The 22,000-nt window shown below is 36.3% G+C and carries 25 protein-coding genes and 1 pseudogene; 10 read left to right on the top strand and 16 right to left on the bottom strand.

The features are described 5' to 3' along the window. Window positions 1-81: 81 nt before the first annotated feature. The 5 genes from ABH955_RS18035 to ABH955_RS18015 all read right to left on the bottom strand — a co-directional run bounded on the left by ABH955_RS18035 (window position 82) and on the right by ABH955_RS18015 (window position 4,580). A complete protein-coding gene (locus ABH955_RS18035) occupies window positions 82-1,020 on the bottom strand; it encodes an ABC transporter substrate-binding protein (RefSeq protein WP_404454816.1) in 939 nt (312 codons plus the stop codon). A gap of 202 nt (window positions 1,021-1,222) precedes the next feature. Continuing rightward, window positions 1,223-2,035, bottom strand: a complete 813-nt coding sequence (locus ABH955_RS18030) for an ABC transporter ATP-binding protein (RefSeq protein WP_000212073.1) — start codon at window positions 2,033-2,035, stop codon at window positions 1,223-1,225. A 15-nt stretch (window positions 2,036-2,050) separates the two neighbouring features. Then, window positions 2,051-3,067, bottom strand: coding sequence for a FecCD family ABC transporter permease (locus tag ABH955_RS18025; RefSeq protein WP_404454819.1), 1,017 nt, complete (start codon window positions 3,065-3,067; stop codon window positions 2,051-2,053). After that, window positions 3,064-4,119 carry a FecCD family ABC transporter permease gene (locus ABH955_RS18020; RefSeq protein WP_000388282.1) on the bottom strand — a complete coding sequence of 352 codons (1,056 nt, stop codon included), beginning with the start codon at window positions 4,117-4,119 and terminating at the stop codon, window positions 3,064-3,066. The genes ABH955_RS18025 and ABH955_RS18020 overlap by 4 nt, the downstream gene beginning before the upstream one ends. A 236-nt stretch (window positions 4,120-4,355) precedes the next feature. Further along, window positions 4,356-4,580, bottom strand: a complete 225-nt coding sequence (locus ABH955_RS18015) for a YuzB family protein (RefSeq protein ID WP_002089811.1) — start codon at window positions 4,578-4,580, stop codon at window positions 4,356-4,358. A gap of 289 nt (window positions 4,581-4,869) precedes the next feature. Here ABH955_RS18015 and ABH955_RS18010 point away from each other — a divergent pair, with 289 nt between their 5' ends. Both ABH955_RS18010 and lipL read left to right on the top strand, forming a co-directional pair. After that, window positions 4,870-5,565, top strand: a complete 696-nt coding sequence (locus ABH955_RS18010; protein WP_002089813.1) for an RsfA family transcriptional regulator — start codon at window positions 4,870-4,872, stop codon at window positions 5,563-5,565. Window positions 5,566-5,693: 128 nt separating this feature from the next. Continuing rightward, window positions 5,694-6,539, top strand: coding sequence for an octanoyl-[GcvH]:protein N-octanoyltransferase (gene lipL, locus ABH955_RS18005; RefSeq protein WP_404454822.1), 846 nt, complete (start codon window positions 5,694-5,696; stop codon window positions 6,537-6,539). Window positions 6,540-6,608: 69 nt separating this feature from the next. Here lipL and pta read toward each other — a convergent pair whose 3' ends face one another. Further along, window positions 6,609-7,580: a phosphate acetyltransferase gene (pta, locus tag ABH955_RS18000; RefSeq protein ID WP_002016367.1), complete on the bottom strand. Its 972-nt coding sequence runs from the start codon at window positions 7,578-7,580 to the stop codon at window positions 6,609-6,611. Between the two features lie 277 nt (window positions 7,581-7,857). Between pta and hemQ the strand changes: the two genes are divergently transcribed. From hemQ to gerQ, 4 genes are all read left to right on the top strand, one after another. After that, window positions 7,858-8,601, top strand: coding sequence for a hydrogen peroxide-dependent heme synthase (gene hemQ, locus ABH955_RS17995; protein ID WP_001287592.1), 744 nt, complete (start codon window positions 7,858-7,860; stop codon window positions 8,599-8,601). A 195-nt stretch (window positions 8,602-8,796) separates the two neighbouring features. Further along, on the top strand, window positions 8,797-10,074 hold the full coding sequence (locus ABH955_RS17990) for a serine hydrolase (protein WP_404454827.1): 1,278 nt from the start codon (window positions 8,797-8,799) through the stop codon (window positions 10,072-10,074). 174 nt (window positions 10,075-10,248) lie between these two features. Beyond that, entirely contained in the window at window positions 10,249-10,671 is a 423-nt protein-coding gene (cwlJ, locus tag ABH955_RS17985) for a cell wall hydrolase CwlJ (protein ID WP_002089824.1), read from the top strand. A gap of 27 nt (window positions 10,672-10,698) precedes the next feature. After that, the gene (gene gerQ / locus ABH955_RS17980; protein ID WP_002184497.1) at window positions 10,699-11,127 is read left to right on the top strand and encodes a spore coat protein GerQ; all 429 of its coding nucleotides are present in this window, start codon (window positions 10,699-10,701) and stop codon (window positions 11,125-11,127) included. 32 nt (window positions 11,128-11,159) lie between these two features. Here gerQ and ABH955_RS17975 read toward each other — a convergent pair whose 3' ends face one another. The 4 genes and pseudogenes from ABH955_RS17975 to ABH955_RS17960 form a co-directional block, all read right to left on the bottom strand. Continuing rightward, the gene (locus ABH955_RS17975) at window positions 11,160-11,528 is read right to left on the bottom strand and encodes a DUF423 domain-containing protein (RefSeq protein WP_404491409.1); all 369 of its coding nucleotides are present in this window, start codon (window positions 11,526-11,528) and stop codon (window positions 11,160-11,162) included. A 63-nt stretch (window positions 11,529-11,591) separates the two neighbouring features. Continuing rightward, a complete protein-coding gene (locus ABH955_RS17970; RefSeq protein ID WP_001198367.1) occupies window positions 11,592-11,879 on the bottom strand; it encodes a YwdI family protein in 288 nt (95 codons plus the stop codon). A gap of 6 nt (window positions 11,880-11,885) precedes the next feature. Next, a pseudogene (locus tag ABH955_RS17965) lies at window positions 11,886-12,179 on the bottom strand (cation:proton antiporter regulatory subunit); the annotation flags it as partial. Next, on the bottom strand, window positions 12,148-12,249 hold the full coding sequence (locus tag ABH955_RS17960; protein ID WP_002130114.1) for an ion channel: 102 nt from the start codon (window positions 12,247-12,249) through the stop codon (window positions 12,148-12,150). The gene ABH955_RS17960 and the pseudogene ABH955_RS17965, both read right to left, overlap by 32 nt. Window positions 12,250-12,420: 171 nt before the next feature. Between ABH955_RS17960 and ABH955_RS17955 the strand changes: the two genes are divergently transcribed. From ABH955_RS17955 to ABH955_RS17945, 3 genes are all read left to right on the top strand, one after another. Next, on the top strand, window positions 12,421-13,701 hold the full coding sequence (locus tag ABH955_RS17955; protein WP_404442631.1) for a purine/pyrimidine permease: 1,281 nt from the start codon (window positions 12,421-12,423) through the stop codon (window positions 13,699-13,701). 357 nt (window positions 13,702-14,058) lie between these two features. Then, complete coding sequence (locus tag ABH955_RS17950) at window positions 14,059-14,880, top strand: Cof-type HAD-IIB family hydrolase (RefSeq protein ID WP_002068608.1); 822 nt, start codon at window positions 14,059-14,061, stop codon at window positions 14,878-14,880. 209 nt (window positions 14,881-15,089) lie between these two features. Next, window positions 15,090-15,380: a DUF3817 domain-containing protein gene (locus ABH955_RS17945; RefSeq protein WP_002144657.1), complete on the top strand. Its 291-nt coding sequence runs from the start codon at window positions 15,090-15,092 to the stop codon at window positions 15,378-15,380. A 43-nt stretch (window positions 15,381-15,423) separates the two neighbouring features. Here the strand turns inward: ABH955_RS17945 and ABH955_RS17940 are convergent, their stop codons facing one another. The 5 genes from ABH955_RS17940 to ABH955_RS17920 are packed head-to-tail and all read right to left on the bottom strand — an operon-like array spanning window position 15,424 to window position 19,889. Further along, the gene (locus ABH955_RS17940; protein ID WP_404491407.1) at window positions 15,424-16,101 is read right to left on the bottom strand and encodes a uracil-DNA glycosylase; all 678 of its coding nucleotides are present in this window, start codon (window positions 16,099-16,101) and stop codon (window positions 15,424-15,426) included. Between the two features lie 19 nt (window positions 16,102-16,120). Further along, window positions 16,121-17,113 (bottom strand): ABC transporter permease, encoded by a 993-nt coding sequence (locus ABH955_RS17935; RefSeq protein ID WP_002089839.1) that lies wholly within the window; start codon window positions 17,111-17,113, stop codon window positions 16,121-16,123. Beyond that, window positions 17,106-18,023 (bottom strand): ABC transporter ATP-binding protein, encoded by a 918-nt coding sequence (locus ABH955_RS17930; protein ID WP_113936156.1) that lies wholly within the window; start codon window positions 18,021-18,023, stop codon window positions 17,106-17,108. Before ABH955_RS17930 ends, ABH955_RS17935 begins: the two co-directional genes overlap by 8 nt. Next, a complete protein-coding gene (locus tag ABH955_RS17925) occupies window positions 18,020-18,901 on the bottom strand; it encodes an SGNH/GDSL hydrolase family protein (protein ID WP_113936155.1) in 882 nt (293 codons plus the stop codon). Before ABH955_RS17925 ends, ABH955_RS17930 begins: the two co-directional genes overlap by 4 nt. Before the next feature lie 10 nt (window positions 18,902-18,911). Beyond that, window positions 18,912-19,889 (bottom strand): LacI family DNA-binding transcriptional regulator, encoded by a 978-nt coding sequence (locus tag ABH955_RS17920; protein ID WP_002068605.1) that lies wholly within the window; start codon window positions 19,887-19,889, stop codon window positions 18,912-18,914. Between the two features lie 98 nt (window positions 19,890-19,987). On the opposite strand from ABH955_RS17920, the gene ABH955_RS17915 reads away from it, so the two are divergent. After that, window positions 19,988-20,614, top strand: coding sequence for a YczE/YyaS/YitT family protein (locus ABH955_RS17915; RefSeq protein WP_219300782.1), 627 nt, complete (start codon window positions 19,988-19,990; stop codon window positions 20,612-20,614). A gap of 29 nt (window positions 20,615-20,643) precedes the next feature. On the opposite strand, the gene ABH955_RS17910 is transcribed toward ABH955_RS17915, so the two are convergent. Next, a complete protein-coding gene (locus ABH955_RS17910) occupies window positions 20,644-21,939 on the bottom strand; it encodes a homoserine dehydrogenase (protein WP_404454837.1) in 1,296 nt (431 codons plus the stop codon). Window positions 21,940-22,000: the final 61 nt, after the last annotated feature.

The raw sequence follows: 22,000 nt of genomic DNA, 5'->3' as shown, positions 1-22,000 counted from the left end.
AAGAAATGAAAGACTGTATTAATTCCTTGTATATAAAGAAAAATCACTTTTACCGAAGTAAAAGTGATTTTTCTTTATATATTATTTTCCTAAAACAAACTCAGCAACTTCGTCTAAGATCATTTCTTTACCTAGTGGGAAGTATCCTTTATTTAGGTCTTCATTGCTAATTGTAAATACGTGGTTGTTTTTAACAGCGTTCATGTTTTTCCAAATTGATTCTTCTTGGAATTCTTTTAAGCGCTGAGAACCATCACCCGTTGTAAATACGAATAAGTAATCTGGGTTGTAATCAATTAAAGCTTCTTTTTGTACTTGTACTAGCGGTTTATCAGTTGGTGTACCTTTAACTGCTGGTAATTTTAAGTCATTAAAGATTACGCTACCGTAACCGTAGTCACCGTATACGCGGAATGCGTTTGGATATGCAGCCATTTTCATGAATGTTGCATCACCAGTTTTAGCGATGATTTTGTCATGTAATTTGCTTGCTTTTTCATCATACTGTTTGAACCATTCTTTTGTTTCTTTCTCTTTACCTAAGATTTGACCTACTTCTTCGAATTTTGGACGCCATTGGTCTAATGGAGTTTTTAACATAACTGTTGGTGCAATTTTAGATAATTGATCATAAATTTTTTCTTGACGATTGTTTACAATAATTAAGTCTGGTTTTGCAGCAGCCACTGCTTCGATGTTAATTTTATCGCCCCAAGCAGAACCAACTGGTTTAACGTCTTTTAATTTATTTACAATATGTGCATCAATTTTTTCTTGAGATGTATTAGCAGTAATAATTGGTTTCATACCAAAGATTAATAATTCTTCTGTTGAACCACTAAGGTCAGCAATTTTCTTTGGATTTGCAGGAATTTTAATTTCCCCTTTTGCGTGTTGTACAGTGCGCTCTTCAGTCTTCGCATCTGCTTTCTTTTCTTCTTCTTTGTTAGAACAAGCTGCAAATAGTACAGAAGTAACAACTAGTACCATTGCTAATAGTGCCATTTTAAAATTCTTCATATTCCGACTCCTTCTAGCTGTATTTCTCTTATAATTTGCATGTAACTATAAGAAACGAAAACAACATTTAATTAATATATTTTTATTAACTGTTGTTTATAACCCGTTCTAACGGGCGTTCAACTTCCCATCCGTGGGTAAGAAGCTCAACGTCCATTAGAACTCCCCCTCTCACCTCTTTAAGAGGGGGAAATTCTATTAATTATGCTTTTTTACGCAATTGATTATTAATCATCGCTAAATCGTATGTTAAACAAATTGGTTTACAGTTTACTGGACATGGAACGATTTGAGCTTCGATTTCAAATACGTTACGAAGCGTTTCACTTGTCATAACTTCATCTGGCGTTCCTTGTTTCATTAACTTCCCAGCTTTTAATGCAATCATATGATCAGAGAAACGAGAAGCATGATTTAAATCGTGAATAACCATAACAATCGTTCTGCCTTCTTCTTTGTTTAACTTCTTCAGTAAGTTTAATACCTCAAGTTGATGAGCCATATCTAAGTATGTTGTTGGTTCATCTAACACGAGTAAATCTGTTCCTTGTGCAAGAGCCATCGCAATCCATACACGCTGACGCTGACCACCTGATAAAGCTTCTGCTGGGCGATTTGCAAATTCTGTCATCCCCGTCACTTCAAGTGCCCAATGAATGTAGCGATAATCCTCTTCTTTCAATGTTCCAAATCCTTTTTGATGAGGAAAACGTCCATATGAAACAAGTTCAAACACAGTAAGGCCTGTTGGCACTTCTGCAGTTTGTGGTAAAATCGCCATTTTCTTTGCGATTTCTTTCGTTGGCTGTTTCTCAATTGCTTTTCCATCAAGATAAACAGTACCTCGTTTTGCTTTCAAAATACGAGAAGCCGTTTTTAATAATGTGGATTTCCCACAACCATTTGGTCCAATAATCGTTGTAATTTGTCCTTCCGGAATTTCAACTGTTAATCCATCTATAATTAACCCTTCATTATACCCAACAGATACCGCATCAACTGCTAAAGTTGCCATACAAAAAGCCTCCCTTTATTTTGTCCTCATAAGTAAATATATGAAATATGGTGCACCAATTACAGAAATAACAAGACCGACCGGTATTTCTGAAGTTGGTAACACACTTCTTGAAATTACATCTGCAAATAAAAGCAAGAACGTTCCTATTAATGCAGCCGTTGGTAACATAATTTGATGTTTACCACCAACGAGGCTTCTCGCTAAATGCGGAGCCATTAAACCGATAAAACCAATACCGCCCGCAACAGCGACAGATGCACCAGCTAAACAAACTGCAATAAATAATAATTTACGTCTTTCCTTTTCTACGTTTACACCAAGACCAACTGCTGTAGAGTCGCCTAAATTCATTACATTTAATATGTGCGCTTTACTAATGGCAAGTGGTAAGAAAATAACCATCCAGGGGAGTACACTTAGTACGAACTTCCAATCTGTTCCCCATAAACTTCCTGCCAACCAAATCGTTGCAAAACGGAAGTCGTTCGATGTCATCTTCATAGAAAAAATTAAACTAACAGCACCAAATCCGGCTGCAACAGCGATACCAACAAGAATTAATCGAGTGGATGAAATGCCGTCTTTCCATGCTAGTAAATAAATAATAACCGCTGCTAATATCGCACCAACTAGCGCAAAGAATGGAAGGATAAATACAGATAAAAATGTACCTGTTCCAACTTTTCCAAAGAAAAAGTAGACGAAGACAACAACTGTTAATCCCGCTCCAGCGTTAATACCTATAATACCTGGATCAGCAAGTGGATTTCGTGATAACCCTTGTAAAATTGCACCTGACATAGCTAATGCAGAACCGACTAATATAGCAATAACCATACGTGGCATACGAAATTCAAATAAAATAACAGATTGATCTTCTGCACCTAATCCAACCAATGACTTTAATACATCCATTGGAGGTATTTTAAATGTTCCTGTATTTAAGCTTACTAAAAATACAGCAACGATTAATCCTACTAAAATCGTTAAAATAGAAACGTTCTTTTTTGTTAAGACACTCGTCCTCACATCTTTCCTCTCCCTTCGTTACGTGCTAAGTAGAGGAAGAATGGAACTCCAATTAGCGCTGTAATTGCTCCAATTGGCGTTTCAAATGGCGGATTAATAACGCGAGATAACATATCTGCACATTCAATTAACAATCCACCTAAGACCGCAGAACATGGAATAACCCATCTATAATCTGAGCCTACAAGGAAACGAGTCATATGTGGAATTACAAGACCAACAAATCCAACTGATCCTGCCATAGAAACCGCAGAACCCGTTAATACAAGAACAAGTACTGTTCCGATAAATTTAATTAATGTCGTATTTTGACCTAGCCCAATCGCGATTTCTTCACCAAAGCTTAAAATGGTAATATATCTCGACATCATAATTGCTATAATGAGACAAACAAGACCAATCGGTACTAACATATTAATACTTTGCCATTTCACTCCAGCAACACCGCCTGCATTCCACATACTTACCTCTTGGGCAAGGTTGAAATACAATGCAATTCCAGATGAAATTGCCCCTAATAAAGCACTAATTGCCGCACCAGCTAAAGCTAATTTCACAGGCGTTAATCCACCTGGTGAAGAAGACCCAATACCATATACAATGCTCGCTCCAAACGCAGCTCCAATAAAAGATGCAATAACAAACATTAAATAAGGTGAATTAGGAAAAAATGCATACATAATTGCAATCCCGAATACAGCACCATCTGTAATCCCCATTAACGATGGGGATGCAAGTGGATTTCGTGTCATACCTTGCATAATTGCTCCTGATACCGCTAAAAAGGCACCTGCAACTACGCCCCCTATTGCTCTAGGCATGCGAAGTTCTTGAATTACGTTATGATGCGTTATAGACCCATCAAACTGAAATACAGCTTGCCAAACGGTCTTTAAACTAATATCTGCTGCACCAAACGAAATAGAAACTGCCATGCTTAAAGCTAACAAAATTGTACCTGCTATTAAAATAATAGAAGCAACGAGCGGTCTGCTCTTAATCTCTTTAACATTCACATCTTGCTGTTCTATACTCCTTGCGCTCGCTTCCATCCCTCAACCATCCTAACCAACAACATATATTTAATAAAATGAAATTTATTCTCAAATAATAATAAAAAAATTAGGTGAATTGACCTTTTTCCTGATAATGATTCTCAGAATCAGACACTTTCTATTCTACCTACCACGTCAAAAGACTGTCAACCATTATTTTGAAATACGAATTCATACAAAACGCTATCTTATGGACATAAAAAAGAAGAGTAATCTGTTCACTCTTCTTTTTCTTACTTATTTAACTTTGCTTCAATTTTTATAATTAATTCGTCTTCTGTTGGAGCCGCAACTGGACGATTATTTACAAACGCGAATGATTTTTTACGACCAGGGCCACAGTAAGACTGACATGCAACCTCGATCGTTGCACATGAATCTACTTTTTTTAACTTCGGAATCAACGTTTTAACGTTCGTTGCCTGACAATCATCACACACACGAAATTCGTTTCCCATTATATATAACACTTCCTCTATTTTAAACTTTTCACAAGTACATTTAAAAATAAACACTAAATGGTATTTTACCGCTCTTTGAAGCTTGTTGCAAGTCTCCGGGCGTAGCTCTATTCCTATATAAAGCTACCTATTTTTTATATTTTCTCCTTCAAAAGCTTTCATCATTCATAGCCACATTTCTTCTCTTCATTGAAATCTACCATATTTTTAAAAGCTTTGTATAAAAGCTCATTTTTTTGCCCATTATAAAAATAGGAAGTTCATAAAAAGAAAGGGAGTTGAATCTATGAAAGTAAGACAAGATGCTTGGACAGACGAGGACGATTTATTACTTGCTGAAACGGTGCTTCGCCATGTTCGAGAAGGAAGTACTCAATTAAATGCTTTTGAAGAAGTAGGAGATCAGTTAAATCGCACATCTGCTGCTTGTGGTTTCCGCTGGAATGCTGTTGTTCGCTATAGCTATGAACAAGCTCTTCAACTAGCAAAAAAACATCGTAAAGATAAAATGCGTGCTGCGGGCGGTGAACAGACAAAAAAACGTTTGCTTTACACACCACCAGCTTCAGCGGCGGCGATAACTGATTATGAAGAATACGTACCGTATGAAACAGCTGTTCAATATACAGAAGCTACTCCATATCAAGAGCCGACTGTCCCTGCTCCAAAAAGCTCAATAACAATGCAAGATGTTATTTACTTTTTACAAACAGTTGGATCTTCAAATATAAAAGTAACAGCTCTTGAAAACGAGAATACGAGATTGAAACAAGAAATTAAAACGCAAATTCTGCGAAATGAAGAGCTAGAAAAGAAACTAGAAAAATTAGAACAACAATCTCATACTGTACAAGAGGATTACGAAACGCTTATGAATATTATGAACCGTGCTCGTAAATTAGCAGTAATGGATGATGAGGAACGCTCGCAAACATCTTTCCGCATGGATCGAAACGGTAATTTAGAAAAAATTGCAGAATAAGAAGGATGCATGCAATGCATCCTTTTTATTCTTTCACCTCTAAACTTTCCCTTTATATATGGGAAAACCCCTTTCTACATTTTTTGCTATAATAGAGATTGTCATTTTAAAAATAAGGGGTTAGTTATATGAGCAATTCCCGTTCGATTTTATCTCAGCCAGAGTGGCGTATTGTGGATCAGTCTAGTTTAGGACCAACATTTCATGCACTTCAGTCATTCGCAATGGATGACACGTTATGCACAAGTATCGGAAAAGGCCAATCCGCTGCAACAATGCGCTCTTGGGTTCATCACAATACAATTGTTCTTGGCATTCAAGATTCACGCCTACCACATTTAGAAGAAGGTATTTCCTTTTTAAAAGAAAACGACTTCAATGTTATCGTTCGTAATTCTGGTGGACTTGCTGTCGTACTTGATGAAGGTGTTTTAAATGTATCACTTTTATTTCAAGAAACAGAAAAGGGTATCGATATCGACCTTGGATACGATACGATGTGGCATTTAATTAAGGAAATGTTAAAAGATTACGATGTTACTATCGAAGCAAAAGAAATTGTTGGTTCTTATTGTCCTGGTAGCTACGATTTGAGCATTCGCAATCAAAAATTTGCTGGTATTTCTCAGCGTCGTATTCGCGGAGGCGTTGCTGTACAAATTTACTTATGTGCGACAGGAAGCGGATCTGAGCGTGCCGCACTCGTTCGTGATTTTTACAACGTAGCAATTCAAGGCGAAGAAACAAGATTTACGTATCCCGAAATTGTACCGAGTACGATGGCTTCACTATCTGAATTACTCGGTGAAACAATTACAGTGCAAGATTTAATGATGCGCCTTTTAAAAACGTTGCAACAATTCACTCCAAAGTTAACATCATCTCAGCTAACAGTAGATGAAGTTCCTTTATATGAGACGAATTTACAACGTATTATTGACCGTAATAATAAGGCACTTGGTTTAGAAAAATAAAAACCAAAAAGACCACCCTCATTTCAAAAGAAATAGGATGGTCTTTTTTCATATTAATTCGTTATAAAATTAAAGTGCTTGAGCTGCTGTAATTAAAGCTAACTTGTACACTTCTTCTTCGTTACATCCACGAGATAGATCATTTACAGGCATATTTAAACCTTGTAAGATTGGTCCTACTGCTTCGAAGTTACCTAAGCGTTGAGCGATTTTGTAGCCGATATTACCAGCTTCTAAGCTTGGGAATACGAATACGTTAGCATCACCTTTAATTGTAGAACCTGGAGCTTTCTTCTCAGCTACAGATGGTACGAATGCAGCATCGAATTGGAATTCTCCATCTAAAGTTAATTCAGGAGCCATTTCTTTCGCAATGCGAGTTGCTTCTACAACTTTTTCTGTTTCTGGAGATTTCGCAGAACCTTTTGTAGAGAAGCTTAACATAGCAACGCGTGGGTCAATGCCGAATAGTTCAGCAGTTTTCGCACTTTCGATACCAATTTCAGCTAAATCTTGGCTGTTTGGTGCAATGTTAATTGCGCAATCAGCGAATACATACTTCTCTTCTTCACGTACCATGATGAATACGCCTGAAGTTTTTGTAACGCCTGGTTTTGTTTTAATAATTTGAAGTGCTGGACGAACTGTATCAGCTGTAGAGTGAGCTGCACCACTTACTAAACCTTGTGCTTTGCCCATGTATACAAGCATTGTACCGAAGTAGTTTTCGTCTTTAAGAATTTTACGAGCATCTTCTTCTGTTGCTTTACCTTTACGGCGTTCAACGAAAGATGCTACCATTGCATCCATCTCTTCGTATGTAGCTGGATCGTAAATATCAACGCCTGCTAATGTTAAGTTCATGCTAGCAGCTTTTGCGCTAATTTCTTCTTTATTACCAACTAAAATTGGTTTTACTAACTCTTCTTTTGCTAAACGCTCTGCAGCGCCTAAAATTCTTTCATCAGTTCCTTCAGGAAGTACGATAGAAATGCCTTTTCCTTGAACTTTTTCTTTTACTGCTGTAAATAAATTGCTCACGAATAAACCCTCCTACAAATGTTAAAAACTCTACCTTTAAGAATACTTCTTTTCAGCTATATTTTAAACTTATAGCTCCCAAAAAATAGATAAAATGAAAATGATTATATTTTCATAAAATTCAGCCGAGAAATAATGCCTACTTAAGCCTTATTTTCTCCCGTTTTCCAGTAAATATAAATGTGACAGTTTTATGCGCCGAAACTTTATGTAGATGTTTTTAATCCTATATATGCTATAGTTAACGTGTAAAATATCATTAACTGAGGTGAATAGAATGAGTGAAGCAACAACAACGTTAGATGGCTGGTATTGTTTACATGATTTACGTTCTATTGATTGGGCAGCATGGAAAACATTATCTAGTGACGAACGCGGACAAGCAGTGTCTGAATTTTTAAATGTCGTTGAAAAATGGAACGAAGTAGCTACTGCAAAAAAAGGCAGTCATGCAATGTATACAGTTGTTGGTCAAAAAGCAGATATTATGCTTATGATCTTACGTCCAACAATGGAAGAGTTAAATGAAATCGAAACAGAATTAAATAAAACAACATTAGCTGAATATTTAGTTCCTGCATATTCTTACGTATCTGTTGTTGAACTAAGCAACTACCTTCCAGCTGATGAAGATCCATACCAAAACCCACAAATCTTAGCTCGCTTATATCCTGAGTTACCAAAAGCAAATCATATTTGCTTCTATCCAATGGACAAGCGTCGCCAAGGTGATGACAACTGGTACATGCTTCCTATGGAAGAACGTAAAAAAATGATGTACAGTCACAGTAAAATCGGTCGCCAATACGCAGGGAAAGTACGCCAAGTAATTTCAGGATCAGTCGGATTCGACGATTTCGAGTGGGGCGTAACATTATTCGCTGACGATGTTCTTCAATTTAAGAAGCTTATATATGAAATGCGCTTCGATGAAGTAAGTGCCCGTTACGGTGAATTCGGTACATTCTTCGTTGGGAACATTTTACCAGACGAAAAAGTAGAGAAATTTTTACACATATAATAATGAAAAAGGAACGAATTTCGTTCCTTTTTTTATTATCCTCTATATTTACCCACAAAAAACTTCTTTTCTATGCAAATTTGAACAAAAATCGACAAATTCTTTTCAATTTCCTTACAAAATTGTAACCTTTCTATATCCAAATTTATGCTAAAATGGTACGAGCTATATGCTAATAACGATGCGAAGGTGATAATGTATATGAAGAAAATCTTGTCTATTTTACTAGTGTCTCTATTGTCAATTTCTTCCTTAGGAGTAACAACATCCCATGCAGAAGAAAAAATACATATAGAGGCAGCTGCTGCACTGCTATTTGATGCGGATACAGGAAAAATACTGCATGAACAAAATCCAGATGAATTACTAGCTATCGCTAGTATGTCAAAATTAATTGTTATTTATGCCGTATTAGAAGCAATTAAAGAAGGAAAAATCACTTGGGATACGAAAGTAACTATTTCTGATTACGCTTATGAAGTTTCACGTAATAATGAATTCTCTAACGTGCCGTTCGAAAAGGGACGTCAATATACTGTAAGAGAATTATACCATTCTATCGTTATCTTCTCTGCAAATGGATCTAGTATTGCTTTAGCAGAATTACTTGCAGGAAGTGAAAAGAACTTCTTAAATCTCGCAAATGAACATGCGAAAAAACTAGGGTTAAAGAAATATAAATTTGTAAACGCTACTGGGTTAAATAACGCTGATTTAAAAGGAAAACATCCTGAAGGAACTGATCCGAATGGAGAAAACTCCATGTCAGCTCGCGATATGGGTATTCTTTCAAAAACAATTATTACAAAGTATCCAGAAATGCTAGAGGATACAAAACAAAGATTTAGAAACTTCCCAGATAATCATCCAAAACCAATTCGTATGGAAAATTGGAACTGGATGTTACCAGGTGCTGCTTTCTCTTATGAAGGAGCAGATGGTTTAAAAACAGGAAGCTCTGATACCGCTGGGTATGGTTTTACCATTACAGCAAAACGCGGTGATTTACGTCTTATTTCTGTTATTATTAAAACGAAATCAATGGACGAACGTTTCACAGAATCTCGCGCATTAATTGAGTATGGATTTAATAACTTCGAAAAACAGAAATTAAAAATAGATAAAAACAACAAAATTTCTGTAGTAAAAGGAAAAGAAGACTACGTAACAGTTGCACCAGAAAAAGAAGTGACAGTAGTTACTGCAAAAGGTAGCAAATCACCTTACAAAATTTCTACTGAAGCAGATAAATCACTTGCTGAAGATGGGCATTTAGTTGCTCCTATTAAGAAAGATGCAAAGGTAGGTTCAATCGTCTTAGAACCATCTGATAAATATGGTTTCTTAGACGGAAATAAAAGTATAAAAGTTACTGCAAAAACGACTGCAGAAGTAGAAAAAGCAAATTGGTTCGTATTAACAATGCGTTCAATTGGCGATTTCTTCTCAAATTTATGGTCTAAAGTATTTTAATGATGAAAAGCTAGCTCACGCTAGCTTTTTTTATTTTCCCCTCTAGATGTAAAACTTCGTTTGGTTGTCATATCTGCGTCCTTTTTCTCATACGTATGAACTAGTAATTGTTCCACACTTCATCTAAGAAAAACCTCTTTCCAAAGGGTATTCCAAAAAGAGAGGTGACACATAATGGGTGTTATCGCACATACAGAAGAAGATGTAAAGTTATTAGCTAGACTCATGCGTGCTGAAGCTGAAGGAGAAGGACAACAAGGCATGCTAATGGTTGGAAATGTCGGTGTAAATCGTGTCCGCGGAAATTGTTTAGATTTTAAAAAAGTACGGAACTTACGTCAGATGGTTTATCAAAATCCTGGTGGTTTTGAAGCTACTCAAAAAGGGTATTTTTATCAACGAGCAAGAGAACAAGATATTGCCTTAGCCCGTCGAACAATTCAAGGGCAACGTTTTTGGCCTGCAAATTTCGCTTTATGGTTTTTTAGACCTGAAGGTCCTTGCCCACCAACTTGGTATAACCAGCAAAACTCTGGACGTTTTAAAAAGCACTGCTTCTTCCAACCATCCGGGGAGGATTGTCCAAGCGTATATTAAGGAATGAAAATGAGGAGGGATTTTTGAATGACACAGCAACAAAACCCGTACTACGGAACAGGTTTTTATCAACCATCTGGAACTTATGTGCAACCGCAACAAATGACCGCGCAGCAACAGCAACAACAGCAAGCGATGCAACAACAAGCTGCTCAGGCTCAACTTGCAGTTTCTCAAGGTATGTTACCACTAGAGCAATCGTATATTGAAAACATCCTTCGTTTAAATAAAGGTAAGCCAGCTACAGTTGTAATGACTTATGAACGCGGTAGTTCGCTTGGTACACAATCTTATACAGGGATCATCGAGGCAGCTGGCCGTGATCATATCGTAATTAGTGAGCCGAAATCTGGAAAACGCTTTTTACTACTAATGATTTATTTAGATTATGTAGAATTTCCAGGAGAAATTACGTATTTACCTGGTCAACAAGCAACTTATGCTCCAAGACCATAAAAAAAAAGCTGGCGAATGCCAGCTTTTGTTTTTTATAACCCTTTTACAACTGCAGTTCCGACTAAAATCCACGCCACAATAAACGCTACACCACCAAGGGGTGTAATTGGACCAAAGAATTTAATACCTGTTATACTTAATGCATAAAGACTGCCTGAGAACATAATAATCCCAGCTACCATAAGCCAACCCGCAGTGCTTAAAAGTGATGATTGCATTTTGTCCATTAATAGAGCAACTACGAATAAGCCACCTGCATGAAACATTTGATATGTAACGCCTGTCTTCCACACTTCTAACATTTTTGCAGAAATTTTATTTTCTAAACCATGTGCTCCAAAAGCCCCTAATGCAACAGATAGCCCCGCTGCAATACAACCTAGTAAAAAGAAAATTTTCATCTTAATTCCCCTTTTTATTTTTATCATAAGCAATTTTCACATATAATCCAAACGATTTAATCCCTAAAAATCAAATAAAGAATTACCATTTGCACCTTCTTCTTTTATATACACAGGTTCTCCAGAAACTGGCATAACCGGTTGAACTGTTGTTATAGGCTGAGATCCGATTATTTGTGATTGAACTTGTGGTTCTCTATACGTAGAAGGCTCAACTTGTTCATCTAATAATAAATCACATAATGCACGCACAACTAATAAATGCTCTTTTGATTTTTGTCCTTCACTACTTTTTGCCTTTGCAATTTCACTCGCCATTTTATTTAAAACCTTATCGCTAGATACTTGCATTCCTTGTCACCTCTTACTTTGTAGTTCTTTCTCAAATTGCCTCAGTTTCTCCACTGAACCAAATACTATTATCATATCATGTTCTTGCAGTTTTTCCTGCCCCGTTGGATTATGGATAATATCCCCATCTCTTAAAATCGCTAAAATTGTTACACCAAATTGATTTCTCACATTACTCTCTAATAACGATTTACTAGCTAAGTTAGAATCTTTACCAACTTGAATTTCTTCAATTACAAATGATTGCTCTATTCTATACAATACTGTATCAATATAATGCACTGTTAACGGATTCGCAATATCCAACCGTTAATACCGTAATCATCGTCATCCAAAATGCTTGAAACAGGCTAATCTCTTCAATTGTCATAAATCATAGCATTCCTAGAATTACAACAAAAGTCATACATATAATCGCTATCCATAATTGCTTCCGTACATTCATATTATGTTTCAACTCTTTTCTCTATCTACAATCTTTGCCAGAGGAAATGAAATACGTATATACTAGAAAACGGAATCTATGAAAGAGGTTGATATAATGAAGCTATTTCTTTCTGCCTTACAATGGGCACTATTTATTTTAGCTGGAAGTCTTATTGTACCAATTAGTGTCGCAACTAGTTACGGCCTTGATGGCGCTGAAGCTATCGCGTTTGTACAAAGAACATTATTTGTTCTCGGTTTTGCCGGTCTCTTGCAAGCTATATTTGGTCATAAACTTCCTATCCAAGAAGGTCCTGCAGGCCTTTGGTGGGGAATTTTCTCCTTGTATGCAAGTTTAGGCGTCGTATTATTTGGATCAAGCAATGAAACACTTAAGGTCCTTCAGTACGCTTTCCTATTAAGTGGCATCATTTGTATTATTCTTAGTGTTTTTGGACTTATTGATAAACTAGTTCGTTACTTTACACCGACAGTAATTGGAACGTATTTATTCCTTTTGGTCGCACAACTTAGTGGCTCCTTCTTAAAAGGCATGTTTGGCCTTGATGGACAACATACAGAAGTACAGCCAAAGGTATTTATTCTTTCACTCATTGTTATTTTACTATCTTTTTTCATTATGAAGCTACCTATTATTGGACAATATTCCGTTCTTTTCAGTATCGTCTGCGGCTGGATATTATTTGCGTGCTTCGGATTATCTAATCCAGTAACACCTGTGACAGATATAATTCTTCTTCCATCTCTGTTTGTTTTCGGAATGCCTCGCATTGAATGGAACATGGCAATTACGGTAGTTTTCGTCACACTACTACTTCTAACAAATATGTTAGCAAGTATTCGCGTTGTACAAAAGGTTGTTTCTAAGTATGAAGAAAATGCTCCAGATCGCTTCAAACAAGCTGGCATTATAACAGGAATAAATCAATTGCTAGGCGGTCTATTTTCAGCCATTGGCCCTGTTGCCATTTCTGGATCCGCAGGGTTTATTGCAACAACAAATATTTATAAGCGCCTTCCATTTATGTTAGGGTCAAGCTTTATCATTCTTGTTAGTATATTCCCAAAGATTACTTCATTCTTTGCAGCCATCCCCATTGCAGTTGGGTATGCTGCAATTTATCCTGTATTTGCAAGCATGATTGGTCTAGCTTTCCGCGAATATGACACTGTACAAAATAAAGAACAATTATTTAAAGTAGCAGGTCTTTCAATCTTTACAGGAGTCGGCGTTATGTTCGTTCCAGCAGGAGCGTTTTCTACGCTACCACCATTTTTAGCATCATTTTTAAGTAACGGTCTTGTTCTTGGATCTGTAATGGCTATCTTGCTGGAAATATTATTTTCTCGTTCGCACGAAAAACAACCATCGTAAATTGGAAAACTTCCATTATTGCACTCTATCTTTAGAGTTGTTACGATAATGATAAAGTGAAACTTTAATCAGTGGGGGGGTGTTCATCCCCACTGATTATTAGCCCGCACCAATCGGGCATTTACGGGCAGTGGATCCCCCATCTAACTTCGTTGCTCCAGCTAAATTTTGAGTTGGGAGTCTTACTGCCCGCAAATAGCGGGATAAATTATCATGGGCAACACGCTCATGATAATTTATACTAACAATGCAGAACTTCTCCTAGTTTCATGCAAAGAAGTTCGATGTCTTACTATATATTCCCCACTATCTTCATAAAAATTTATTTCTATTTCAACAAAGAAAGGAATTTTCTATATGACTTATAAAATGATTGTTTTAGATTTAGATGATACTTTATTACGCGACGACCATACAATTTCACCTCGTACGAAAGAGGCTTTAATGACAGCACAAGAGCAAGGAGTTAAAGTTGTACTTGCTTCTGGGCGCCCAACGTTTGGTATGCGCAATGTTGCAAAAGAACTTCGTTTAGAGGAATACGGTAGCTTCATTCTATCTTTTAACGGCGCAAAAATTATTAACTGTAAAACAAATGAAGAAATCTTCAGTAGCACGCTATCTCCTGAAATCGTTCACAACCTATTTGAAATTAGTAAAACTGAAGATGTATGGATTCATACTTATATTGGCGATGATATCGTAACAGAAGAAAATAATCCTTATACTAAAATTGAGGGCGAAATTACTGGTATGCCAATTATTGAAGTAGATGATTTTAAAACTGCTGTTAAAGAGCCTGTAGTAAAAGTATTAATGAATAAAGAAGCTGAACGCCTTGTTGAAGTAGAAAAGAAACTACAAAAACAACTAGAAGGTCAATTAAGTGTTATGCGCTCTAAACCATTCTTCTTAGAATTTACTGAACATGGTGTTACGAAAGGAACGAGCTTAAACCAATTAATCCAAAAACTTGGTATTAAACGCGAAGAAGTTATCGCAATGGGCGATAGCTATAACGATCAAGCGATGATTGAATTTGCTGGTCTTGGCGTTGCGATGGGCAATGCACCAGATGATATTAAAGAAATTGCAAACTATGTAACAGATACAAATATGAACGATGGCGTTGCTAAAGTTGTAGAGAAATTTGTACTAAAAAGCAAAGCGCTTGTTTAATATTTTCATTCATAAAACCTATTTGAAGTCAAATACTTCAAATAGGTTTTTATTTAAATTGCAATGCTTTTGTGACTATATTTTGAACTTTGCACTATTCTCGTAGTGTAAACTTTCTTTTTGTATATAATTAAACAAAATAGACTATTTCATTTTGAAAAAGAATACAAATTTACTATATACAAGCATACATTAAAGGAGGCTACTTCATGTTATCTACACCAATCGGAAGATTAAGAGCAATCGGCTTAATTGAGGGGATTTCTTTCCTATTACTATTATTTGTAGCAATGCCATTAAAATATTTTGCAGGGTTTGCAACAGCTGTTAAAATTACAGGTATGGCTCATGGCGTTTTATTTATTCTATTCATCTTTGCGGTAATTCAAGTAACAATCGTACACCGTAAAACAATTTTATGGGCACTTGGTGCACTTGTTGCATCAGTTATCCCATTTGGTACTTTTGTACTAGATGCAAAACTAAAAAATGAACAGTAATAGTAAAAAGGTAGTTAACAATCGTTAGCTACCTTTTTTGCGTTTATATATTCGGAATTTGCCAATCGATTTCTTTTTCATCCATGTTAGATAAAATCTCATTTACTTTAGAGTACGGCTTACTTCCAAAGAAACCACGTCTTGCTGATAATGGACTTGGATGTACGGACTCAATAATATAATGATTCGTATTCGTAATTAACTTTTTCTTCGCCTGAGCATGGCGTCCCCATAATATGAAAACAACTGGCTTTTCACGTTCATTTAATAGCTCAATTACGCGATCTGTGAAATGCTCCCATCCTTTTCCTTTATGAGAATTCGCCTCACCTTGACGAACCGTTAACACAGTATTTAATAGTAAAACCCCTTGCTCCGCCCATTTTACTAAATAACCATTATTCGGAATTTCATAACCGTATTCATCTCGAAGTTCTTTGTACATATTTAGCAATGATGGCGGCGTTTTAATACCAGGTTGTACCGAAAAGCTTAAACCATGTGCTTGATTCGGTCCATGATATGGGTCTTGTCCTAAAATAACAACCTTTGTATTTTCATAACTTGTATACTCTAGAGCGTTAAAAATATCTTCTTTCTTTGGATAAATCACATGCTCCTCATACTCTTCTTTTAAAAAGTTAGCTAAATTTTGATAGTATTCTTTCTCAAATTCTGGCCCCAGTAATGGTCCCCAATCATTCTGCAAAATGTTTTCCATGCCTTCACTTCCTATCCAATTAATTCACCATATCCTGCCTTGTAAATACTACAAACGAAATGATAAGAGATACTACTGCCCAAACCGTTAAATTTATTAAAGAAAATCCCATTGATAACCCTTGTAATGCAGGAAGTTTTCCTGATAAATAATCCGTTAGCGATAAGTTGACACTAAAAATGTATTTCGCACCTTCCCAAGACGTTGCGAATGAACTTAAAATGCCGCCTGCAATTAACGCAGCTAACATAACGCCCATACCAGCTGGTGTATTACGAATTAAAACAGAGACCATAAATGATATAGTTCCAACAACGATAGCAACAAACCAAGCTAGTCCGTACGCCATTAAAATGTATTGCCACTGCGGAATAAGGTGTACAAAGTTTGTATTTAATGTTTCCTTATCAATGACGAATCCTGTTAGCACAGGTAAATTCCATCCAGAGTATCCAAATACAAGCCCTGATAATGCGTAAGCAAACAAACCGACAAGAAGCAATATGAGCGAAATGAAAAATAACATCGTCACATATTTACTAAGGAGTATTTTCCAGCGCCGAATTGGCCTCGTCAGAAGCATTTTCATCGTACCATCGCTTCGTTCTCCTGAAACAATATCAATGGCGACAATCATAACGAGCAATGGAATAAATAACGTTATTCCTTGTTCAATAAACGCCCTCACAAATGTCGGTGCTCCTGGCGCAGTCGGATTAATATTATGATCTAAATAATATTGTTGTTGTTCCACTCTTACTTTTAACCAATCCCGCCATTCTTCTGGCAATCTAGAATTGTTCAAGCGGTTTTGTGAATCAACAATTTGTTGCTGTAATGATACTTTCCAATCAGTCGTACCAAGCCTTTTTTGCGTCGTTTCTATTTCACGATACTGAGCATACACAAAAAGTGGAATCAAGATTGCTAAAATAAGCATGACAACAACAATCCGTTTCTTACGATAAATCTTTTCTGATTCATTTAAAACTAGATTCGCAAATTCACGCATGTTGCTCACCCCTTGTGAGTTCAATAAATAAATCTTCTAGCGTAAATACAAGCTCTTTGACGCTATGTACATCTATCCCGTTTTCTACAAAGTGCTTATTCCAAACATTAATAGACGCAACATCCATACGACATAATAAACGCTCATCTTCTACACTAACTTCCTCTATCTCTTCAGCAGCGTCTAACATGTCTTTCGCTTTGGAAATCGGTGTAACGACCCATTCCACACGATCACTCGCTGTTTTGATCAACTCTTCAATAGGTGCAACTGTTATCATTTTTCCTTTATGAATAATAGCAACACGGTCGCATATCAGTTGCACTTCACTTAATAAGTGACTCGAAATAAATACACTCATATTTTCTTCTTTTACAAGCTTATGTATAAATTCCCTAAGCTCTCTAATCCCAGCTGGATCTAAACCATTCGTCGGTTCATCTAATATGAGCAATTTCGGGTTTCCAAGTAGCGCCTGTGCAATTCCAAGGCGCTGCTTCATACCAAGGGAATATGTTTTTACCTTATCGTGAATACGCTCATCTAAATGAACCATTTTTGCAATTTCAACAATACGTTCATCTGATATATCACCAAGCATGCGCGCAAATTGCTTTAAGTTTTCCCATCCCGTTAAATATGTATAAAGCTCTGGGTTTTCAACGATACTTCCAATTTGACGCATCGCTTCTCTGAAATTTTCCTTAATAGAATAACCACCGATAGAAATAGTACCTTCTGTCGCTTTAATCAGTCCGACTAACATTCGAATTGTTGTCGTTTTCCCGGCTCCGTTCGGTCCTAAAAAGCCAAACACTTCTCCTTGTTTTACATCAAATGAAATGTCCTCTACAAGAGTCTTCTTTCCAATTACCTTCTTCAAGTCTCGTACAGAAAGTATCGTCGTCATTTTACCCCTCCTTGCTCTAGTTTTAATTTACTTACAACATTTTGGACTAAACGCTCCGCCATATATGTGTAACCTACTTCATTCGGATGAAAATGATCTGAGTATAATAAATCTTTCCCACGATTTTGGAATAAATCAAATGTCGGTGTAATATATACGTTTTTATCATTTAATGCTAACTTCTCTAAAGAAGCGTTCCAATCAACAACAATATTTGATGAACCTCTCAAATCTTCTACATCTTCAAAAGGATTGTATAATCCTAACCAAAAAATAGGGCTATCTGTGTTTAATTTACGAATTTCTTCTATAATTTTCTTCGCTTCATTTTGAAACGTTTCCGTATCAGGACGATACGTCTCTAAATCTATCTTTCCGAGCGATTCCCATCCTGGGAACAAATCATTTCCTCCAATTGTTAAAACAATTACATCTGCTTGCTTAATTGAATATTGAGCTCCGCTGCTTTCGATTTGTTTTAACAAATCGGGCATTTTCGCACCACTAACTGCCAAATTGCTTAGTGCAACTTTTTGTTTATAATCTTTTTGTAAATTCTCTTTCATTCGTCCAATATAGCCAATTCCTTCTTTATCACCAACGCCGCGCGTTAACGAATCACCTAAACTAACTACTTGTAACGTTCCTGTTTTCTTTTTCTCTTTTTCCACTACGTCAGTCTTCGTAATTAATTTTGAAGCTTTCGGATTTAATACATCATTTACACCCGAAACAAAACCATATGCAAATAAACAGAAAGACGCAATTGTAATGAGTAGAATTACTTTTACTAATTTTGATCTCATATCAAAACCCCTTTTAGCCCCTATAGATTGTCCATAATTATACCAAACGAATTTTCGAAAAGCGATTTTCACACCTTCTCTATTATGTCGTTTCCCTATCTACCAAATTTGGTAATAACTCTACATGTTTCACATCTATTTCCTCATCATTAATCTTTTCATATAATAATTCAAATGCCTTTACACCAACATTTTTACTGGAATGCGAAATCGTCGTAATACCTAATATATTTGCCACCTCTTGATCATCACATCCGATAATCGTAATATCCTCTGGGATACGAATTCCTTGTTTTTTCGCCTCCGTTACCATTCCTGCAGCAATATGATTGCAAGATACAAGAAAAGCCGTCGGTTTTACAGACATACGAGCCCATTCCCTGACTACATTGCGCCCATCTTCCACCGTAAAACAGCCCTTAAACTTCCAGGCATCTAACGGTGTTACAACAATCTGTTGAAGTGAATCCTCATACGCTTTTTTTCGCCTCTGGCTATTAATACTATTACTTCTTCCAATGCAATATCCGATACGTGTATGACCAGCATCTATTAAGCTTTTCATCCCGCGCAAAAATACTTTGTAGTAATCAATATGTACACTCGAAATGAATTTCGAATCTATTTCTTCACACATCACAATTGGACCAAACTTCGTATACTCTTCAAGCTTTTCCTTACTATTTGTCCGTGAACATATAATTACTCCATCAAGCTTTTTCATTTTTAACATATGTAAAATTTCAAGCTCTTTTTCTTCGCTATAATTTGTCTGGCAAAGCATCATATTATAATTGTTCTTTGCGGTTTCCTTTGATATCCCCCCAATAATGGCACTGTAATATTGATCATTTACGTGCGGCAATAAAACGCCAATTACATTCGTTTTTCCTTTCACTAAATGAATCGCATTCACATTTTGCGTATAATTTAATTCTTCAATAATCGCTAAAATCTCTTTTCGTTTCTGTTCATTCACATACGGATGATTATTGAGTACACGTGAAACAGTTGAAACAGATACCCCAGCAAGTTCAGCAATCTTTCTTATATTAGTCATCTCATTCTCCCCTTCCCCTCAAAAATTCCCGCTTGACCTGGTAAGCTTTCCACAGTATATCCTTTCTTAGCAAATACATTTTGAAAGGATATACAACTATGCTTCGATTCAAACTAGAATATATATTTTTCATTGGCGGTTTACTCATTCTCGCCATCGGTATTAATATGATGACGACAATTACTTCCTTTGGACTTAGCCCTTATGATTCCTTCTTTATTGCACTATATCAAAATTTTGGGATAAGTATTGGTTTTTGGATTTTCATGATTAACTTTGTTTTTACCCTGATCGTACTCTTTTGGGACAAAAAACAAATTACAATCGGCACAATTGTCACAATGATTCTTATTTCTCTTTTTGTTGATTGGGTTGGTTCTATTACGACTATTATGGATGCTATCCGCTCTCTTCCAAAATATATAACACTTGTTTGCGGAAATCTATTCGTCGGAGCCGGAATTGGTCTTTACGTCTCTACTAACCTTTGCGCAGCACCTCAAGAGGCTTTCGTTTTAACTGTTGCTGAGAAAAAGAAATGGACATTTAGAAGAACAGAAATTTCATTAGCTTTTTTATTTTTAACATTAAGCTTTTTATTAGATGGGCCAATCTATTTTGGAACAATTATCTTATCCTTTACAACAGGTTGGATTATTCAAGCTTTTATTCAAGTTGGTACGCAGATTTTAAATAGAAAAAAACCTATTAAGCAAGCCGCTTAATAGGTTTTTTCGTTTTATTAGAAGTGATACTACTTAGCATTTCCTTCAATTCGATAATTTGCTTTCACACAATCTATTTCTTCATACGATTGCAATGTATGTAGAATGTACTCATAATCCGCAAGAGAAGCACGATGCGTTACAATTACGATTTCTGCTTTCCCTTTCTCTTCAAGTGGCATCTGAATGATCTTTTCAAAACTAACACCGCGTTCAGAGAACAATGATGTAATTTTTGCAAATACACCAATTTCGTCTTTCACATGAAGTCTTAAAAACTTTTTCACAATAATTTCATCTGGCTCTTTTAGTACCTTTTGATATTGCGGGACTACAGCACTATTTCCGTTTACACCTAACCTAATATTTTGCATTACAGCAACTAGATCTGACACAACAGCTGTCGCTGTCGGTAAGCTTCCTGCTCCCGGACCATAAAACATCGTTTCTCCTACCGCTTCACCATACACATACACAGCATTATATTCATTTTGTACTGCCGCAAGAGGATGTGCATTTGGAAGTAACGTTGGTTCAACTGTAACCTCTAATTTTTCACCATCTCTCTTTGCAAGACCAATTAATTTAATTGTATAGCCTAAGCTCTTACTATATTCAATATCTTCTGCTGTAATAGAAGTAATCCCTTTTACCTTCACATCTCCAAGCTCTACATTTGTAGAGAAACCGAGAGTAGCCAAAATCGTCATTTTTCTTGCTGCATCTAAACCTTCTACGTCTGATGTTGGATCTGCTTCTGCAAATCCAAGCTGCTGAGCTTCTTTTAACACGTCGTTATATGCTCTCCCTTCGTCTGACATTTTCGTCAAAATAAAATTTGTCGTTCCATTTACAATTCCCATTACTTTCGTAATAAGATCTGAAGAAAGTCCTTCTACGATGCTTCGTAAAATCGGAATTCCTCCCGCTACACTTGCTTCATAAAATAGATCAGCCTTATTATCCTTTGCTACCGCTAATAATTCCGCTCCGTGTAACGCCATTAAATCTTTATTTGCAGTCACAACGTGCTTCCCACTTTGTAAAGCTTGTAAAATATATGCTTTTGCATCATCAATGCCACCCATCACTTCGATGACAACATCAATATTAGGATTATCTAAAATTTCATTCACATCTTGTGTTAATAGAGTAGAAGGCACGTCGACCTCTCTCTCTTTCTCAATGTTTTGCACCAATACTTTCGTTACTTTCACTGGACAACCTACTTGGTGTATAAGTCGTTCTTGATGATCTGTAATAATACGAACTACACCACTACCAACTGTCCCAAGACCTAATAACCCCACTTGAATTTCTTTCATAATACTGTCCACCCCTCAAAAATTGTGTTTAGATGAATTATATAGACGAAAAATCTGAAAA

It is taken from the genome of Bacillus sp. RC240, assembly GCF_044907945.1.
In the GTDB taxonomy this organism is placed as follows: Bacteria; Bacillota; Bacilli; order Bacillales; family Bacillaceae_G; genus Bacillus_A; species Bacillus_A mycoides.
This window is presented reverse-complemented; position numbering and strand designations above follow the sequence as displayed.

What these genes read in the sequence shown, in the direction of transcription:
- ABH955_RS18035 (WP_404454816.1), bottom strand. Translation starts at nt 1,020, where the DNA reads ATGAAGAATTTTAAAATGGCACTATTAGCAATGGTACTAGTTGTTACT.
- ABH955_RS18030 (WP_000212073.1), bottom strand. Translation starts at nt 2,035, where the DNA reads ATGGCAACTTTAGCAGTTGATGCGGTATCTGTTGGGTATAATGAAGGG.
- ABH955_RS18020 (WP_000388282.1), bottom strand. Translation starts at nt 4,119, where the DNA reads ATGGAAGCGAGCGCAAGGAGTATAGAACAGCAAGATGTGAATGTTAAA.
- ABH955_RS18015 (WP_002089811.1), bottom strand. Translation starts at nt 4,580, where the DNA reads ATGGGAAACGAATTTCGTGTGTGTGATGATTGTCAGGCAACGAACGTT.
- ABH955_RS18010 (WP_002089813.1), top strand. Translation starts at nt 4,870, where the DNA reads ATGAAAGTAAGACAAGATGCTTGGACAGACGAGGACGATTTATTACTT.
- lipL (WP_404454822.1), top strand. Translation starts at nt 5,694, where the DNA reads ATGAGCAATTCCCGTTCGATTTTATCTCAGCCAGAGTGGCGTATTGTG.
- hemQ (WP_001287592.1), top strand. Translation starts at nt 7,858, where the DNA reads ATGAGTGAAGCAACAACAACGTTAGATGGCTGGTATTGTTTACATGAT.
- ABH955_RS17990 (WP_404454827.1), top strand. Translation starts at nt 8,797, where the DNA reads ATGTATATGAAGAAAATCTTGTCTATTTTACTAGTGTCTCTATTGTCA.
- cwlJ (WP_002089824.1), top strand. Translation starts at nt 10,249, where the DNA reads ATGGGTGTTATCGCACATACAGAAGAAGATGTAAAGTTATTAGCTAGA.
- gerQ (WP_002184497.1), top strand. Translation starts at nt 10,699, where the DNA reads ATGACACAGCAACAAAACCCGTACTACGGAACAGGTTTTTATCAACCA.
- ABH955_RS17975 (WP_404491409.1), bottom strand. Translation starts at nt 11,528, where the DNA reads ATGAAAATTTTCTTTTTACTAGGTTGTATTGCAGCGGGGCTATCTGTT.
- ABH955_RS17970 (WP_001198367.1), bottom strand. Translation starts at nt 11,879, where the DNA reads ATGCAAGTATCTAGCGATAAGGTTTTAAATAAAATGGCGAGTGAAATT.
- ABH955_RS17960 (WP_002130114.1), bottom strand. Translation starts at nt 12,249, where the DNA reads ATGACAATTGAAGAGATTAGCCTGTTTCAAGCATTTTGGATGACGATG.
- ABH955_RS17955 (WP_404442631.1), top strand. Translation starts at nt 12,421, where the DNA reads ATGAAGCTATTTCTTTCTGCCTTACAATGGGCACTATTTATTTTAGCT.
- ABH955_RS17950 (WP_002068608.1), top strand. Translation starts at nt 14,059, where the DNA reads ATGACTTATAAAATGATTGTTTTAGATTTAGATGATACTTTATTACGC.
- ABH955_RS17945 (WP_002144657.1), top strand. Translation starts at nt 15,090, where the DNA reads ATGTTATCTACACCAATCGGAAGATTAAGAGCAATCGGCTTAATTGAG.
- ABH955_RS17940 (WP_404491407.1), bottom strand. Translation starts at nt 16,101, where the DNA reads ATGGAAAACATTTTGCAGAATGATTGGGGACCATTACTGGGGCCAGAA.
- ABH955_RS17935 (WP_002089839.1), bottom strand. Translation starts at nt 17,113, where the DNA reads ATGCGTGAATTTGCGAATCTAGTTTTAAATGAATCAGAAAAGATTTAT.
- ABH955_RS17930 (WP_113936156.1), bottom strand. Translation starts at nt 18,023, where the DNA reads ATGACGACGATACTTTCTGTACGAGACTTGAAGAAGGTAATTGGAAAG.
- ABH955_RS17920 (WP_002068605.1), bottom strand. Translation starts at nt 19,889, where the DNA reads ATGACTAATATAAGAAAGATTGCTGAACTTGCTGGGGTATCTGTTTCA.
- ABH955_RS17915 (WP_219300782.1), top strand. Translation starts at nt 19,988, where the DNA reads ATGCTTCGATTCAAACTAGAATATATATTTTTCATTGGCGGTTTACTC.
- ABH955_RS17910 (WP_404454837.1), bottom strand. Translation starts at nt 21,939, where the DNA reads ATGAAAGAAATTCAAGTGGGGTTATTAGGTCTTGGGACAGTTGGTAGT.